Raw genomic sequence first — 3,685 nt, 5'->3', positions numbered from 1 at the left:
CGCGCCGCTCATTCCCCGGTCGATTAAGTCGCTAAGCGTATTTAACTTTTGTTCAGGGGTATAGCTGATATAGCCGGCGAGTCCCGCAGGGCCAGTCACACCTAACAGCAATCCGTTGGTTACGCCGGCAAATAACTCATTCATGTTGCCGTGGCGGGATGCGATCACTCCCTGGACCGCCGCATTCGCCATCGCTACCATTCCTTGTGCGGAACTGAAATAAGCCCCTACCTGCGATAATAGACTGGCTCCCGCCACACTTCCCGGTCCCGGAAGAAACTGCATCGCCACCGCCGCAGCAATCGATGCGGCAGTAGAAAGCATCTGTTGTTGCTGTTCTCGTTCGGCTTTGTTCGCGGCAATTCTACGGTCGTGTTCTTGCCAAAGTGCGGACAACAATTTCGGATCGATCGCTCCTCCTGTGCCGGTTGAAATCGCTTCCGAAAATTTCAGATACGCCCCTTCCTTGAACGCAGCCTTGTACTGCGCCTGAATATCCCCCGTTGCAAGAATCGCTTGCAGATCCTTACCTCGCACATATTCAGCGGTCTCCATTCCCTGTGTTTTATAATGTTTTAATGTATCCTTGGATACGATTCCTAAATCGGCCGCCCCGTAGGCAAGATCCGAAGACGTCAATAGTTTCGTAGTCCCTACGAGAAGCTCCGAGGTTCCCTTGTTTAAAATCGTAGCGAGAGGTTTTCCGATTTCTTTCAAACCGGGAACATACGTGAGTGCGGCAGCTGTGATCGCTCCGGAAGCGGCCCCGGTCGCGGCCAATGACCCGGCGGCGGCTAAGGTCATAGAGCTTCCTGCTCCCATAAGCGCTAAAGGACCCAGAACGGTAACGGCGGCTCCGATCACTCCGGCGGTTACGATGGTCCGAGTTTGCATCTGCTGTTCCGCTTTCTTGCGAGCTTTTTCGTTCTCTTTGTTCCCGAGCCACGCTGCCACCATATCCGGCGACAAATTCGGGAACGCTTTCGAAATCGCTTTGGAAACGGCGGAAACCGTCATATCCTTAACCTGTTGTTTCGCCCACGCAGTCCCGGATTGTCCTCCGTACATCGCCTGAACTAGACTCGAAGCAGTCTTGTGAATGTTGGCTTGTGCAATCGCACTTTTTTGAGCCGTGATGTTGTTTTGAGTCTTTGCACGATTCAGATCTTGTAGATTGGCGGAAATCGAATCGATAAACTCGTCGTTCAGATAATCCTTAGTCCGATTGGACTGAGACTGGTTCATATACGCGACAAACTCGTCTTCCTTTGACTCGGACAACCAGTTCGACGCAAAGATTCCGCCTAACTTGCTTGTATCCGCAAGCTTCACCGTTCCCGCATTCCCGATCACTCGATCTACAGTTTTTGTTCCTAAGTGATAGCTATTAAAATCCGTCGCGTCCTTTCCCGCGTCTAAGCTGGCAACTCCTGTACTATCCTCATAGACAACATGGATATTCCCGGCGGAGTCCGTATATACATCCTGATATTTATTTTGAAAATAACGATTGTCATCTTGGAGTGCGTCGCACGCGGCTTGATTCGATTTGTATTTGCTCCCCATGCACATACCCGCTTCCGCAGCGTTGGAATCATCCCCATTCGAGTTTTTACCGGTAAACTTAATCAACACGTCATCCGGAACCTCGTCCTTCATCTCTCTCTGTTTTTTTAAGTTTTGGGTAAGACTTTCCAAAGCTTCCTTCTGGCTTTGAAGAGCGGAAATCTGATTCGCTTCGATCAAACTCAGGTTATACGCCCCGTTGACCACCTGCTGCAGATTCGTAGAGAACTGATTGATGACGTTTGCATCCGGAAGATCCGTGTTCTGAAACGAGCTGATCTGTTGTGAAATCGAGGCAAGCGAACCCGTGTTGACGTTCGCCGAAAAAACGGGAACGGATACGTTGTTCGCAGCATTGTTTGCGTCCGCTTTCAGATTCGAAAGCTCCGTCAGCCAATTGTCCCGATTTTGAAAGAGTTCCGCAGATTGTGATTGATACTGAGTCTGCAGATTCGCCTGTAGTTCCACCTTTTTCGTCTGCCATTCCGTATATCGCGCCTTGTAATCCGTTACCTGTTGTTCCCAGTTCTGAATCGCTGGCAGAAGTGTGTTTTGCCAAGTATTGAATTTGGCACCGAGTTCGTCCCTATATCCCTCATACAATTCCGCGTTATTCTGAGCCGCTAAATCGTGAACCTGAACGTTCCCTTGAAAGTAAGTGTTTTGTTCCCCGTACAATTCCGTGTACGTCCAAAACACACCAGCCCATCCCGCCCAATATAGACCTTCAAATGTCCAAAACCCCGTTCCTTCAGTCCGATACGATCCCCCCACTCTCAAAAAGGGTGTCCCCGGATCGGAATTGAAAAAAAGGTATTGATTTGTAAAACCGGAATCTGAATTTGCCACCAAATCCACATTGCCAACGTCACTCACCACTAAATTAGGATTTCCTAAATAACCGTTCAAGGCCGACATCAAAGCGCTGTGATTCGCTGTCGTAGGACTGTCGATATAGCTACGTGCAAGGTTTGCCACCGCATGATTCCAAGTCGTAGTTGTAAAAGAACCCGTAAGGTCAATGGCATGCGTAGTACCAATTCCATACGTCCAAATATCATACTCCGCATCCCGATACCCTTGCGCGGTCGTAGTCGCATACGTTTGCTGCTCTTCCAAATAATCCTGCATCGTATCCGCAATATCCGTAAGCGACGCCGGATGAGCCGGATCCAAAGCCGCGCTCAAATCGTCGATCAAATCCTTCAATCTTCTTCCCGCTGCGTTCAGCTTCGTCTCATCGATGCTGTTGTACGCGGTCAAGAGCTGCGCATTTGTAAGAGTACTGAAGTCTCCCAGCAGAGACACACCGGCCGAGTTCCGGTTATGCAAAAGCGACTGCTGCAACAAATACGCTTTCAGTCCGTCGTTGTTGGCTTGAACGGTATTGCGTACTTGTGTCTCGAAAGCCTCGATCTGCTGTAAGTTAGTCGCAAACTCCGCGTCCGTCGCCGAGATCGAGTTCCACATCGTTTGGAACGTCGACTGAAGATCCGTCAATGCCCTTTGGAATTCGTAAAGACCGACTTGAACGTTCTGCTGAAAATTCGAGTTCCACTGTTCTAAGGCTTGGGAGACCGCTCCGCCCGAAGGATTCGGAATCGTGTTGCCTAACGCATCCACCTGTGCGCCTTGCAAACTCGAAAGAAAATAATTCCGTTCCTCTTGAATCCGAGCCGAGGCCAAGACTTCCCAATTCTTAGCCGCATCCTCTTTTTCAATCTTGAGATAATTGGTAACGTAATCGATATACGCTTGATTGCCGACAATTCCGTCGGTTTGGGTAATCGTTGAGAGAAGATTCGTAAATTCTACGTTTGCCTGCGTCTCCCAATCCGCCTTAAAGGAGATAAACTGCTGATTCACCAGTTGATCCCAAGAGTTCACACTCGTAAGATGAAAGGCCTGCTCGAAAAGCGAATTCCAGTCGTTTGCTTGATAACTGCCCGTATTTAGCTCGATCGGACCGACCGGTTGCGCAAAAAGTCTGGATTTTTCATGACTAAAAAAAACAATAAGCCCGAAAACAAAAACGACCAATCGCAAACAACGCTTTTTCACCGCAGTCGACATAAGAAATCCATCCAATTTGTGATGTTTTTGACAAATTAAGATCACA

Annotated in this window: 1 protein-coding gene; it reads right to left on the bottom strand. The window is 49.0% G+C overall.

The window, feature by feature from the left end; translation table 11 throughout:
- Nucleotides 1-3,639: TIGR04388 family protein (locus DLM76_RS21325; RefSeq protein ID WP_147455820.1), on the bottom strand; the 3,639-nt coding region annotated here is incomplete at its 3' end.
- Nucleotides 3,640-3,685 lie beyond the last annotated feature (46 nt).

This window comes from Leptospira yasudae (assembly GCF_003545925.1).
GTDB lineage: Bacteria > Spirochaetota > Leptospiria > Leptospirales > Leptospiraceae > Leptospira > Leptospira yasudae.
This window is presented reverse-complemented; position numbering and strand designations above follow the sequence as displayed.